The sequence below is a fragment of the Aliikangiella coralliicola genome (genome assembly GCF_007004725.1).
GTDB classification, from domain to species: domain Bacteria; phylum Pseudomonadota; class Gammaproteobacteria; order Enterobacterales; family Kangiellaceae; genus Aliikangiella; species Aliikangiella coralliicola.
Window position 1 is genome coordinate 1 of record NZ_ML660181.1, and the last position, 626, is coordinate 626.

1 protein-coding gene is annotated in these 626 nt (G+C 42.5%); it reads right to left on the reverse strand.

Annotated elements, in window-relative coordinates:
• A partial coding sequence (locus tag FLL46_RS26865; protein WP_342779823.1) for a DUF58 domain-containing protein occupies positions 1-620 on the reverse strand: 620 nt, incomplete at its 3' end.
• Between the last annotated feature and the right edge of the window lie 6 nt (positions 621-626).

Sequence of the window (626 nt, forward strand, 5' to 3'; positions counted from 1 at the left end):
AGCTTATCTCGCTGTTGCAAATAACTGATAGTTTGAGAGAACTTAAGCGCGTCTTCAAACTGATAAACCTCGTCAGTGAGCACATCTTGCAAAACCTGTTCTTTCAAGTTGGCTAACATCACTAAATGGTAACGCTTTAACAACGAAACAGCGGTCTTTAATTCAGTTTGATCTTCGACGCGTACATTCGACACTATCACGATCAAAGAGCGCTTCTTAAACTGTTGAACAAGTCGTTCAGCTGCACCAACAAGATCAGATGCACGATTAGTTGGGTGAAGATCATAAATTTGATTTAGCATTGCGCTAATACTACTTGGCCCTTTTCTTGGTGGTAAAAATTGCTCTTTTCCACCAAAGACTTTGAGTCCAACAGCATCTCCTTGTCGAAGCGCAATAGAAGCGACCAATAACATTGCGTTGAGTGCTTGATCAAAATGAGAAAGCTCCCCATCTTTTGTTCGCATACGCCGGCCCGAGTCCAGCATAAAAATGATATTCTGATCGCGCTCTTGTTGGTAATCTTTAGAAATTAACTTTTGTAAACGCGACGTGGCCCGCCAGTCGATTTGACGTAAGCTGTCACCCATTCGATATTCACGCAGCTGATGAAACTCCATTCCATC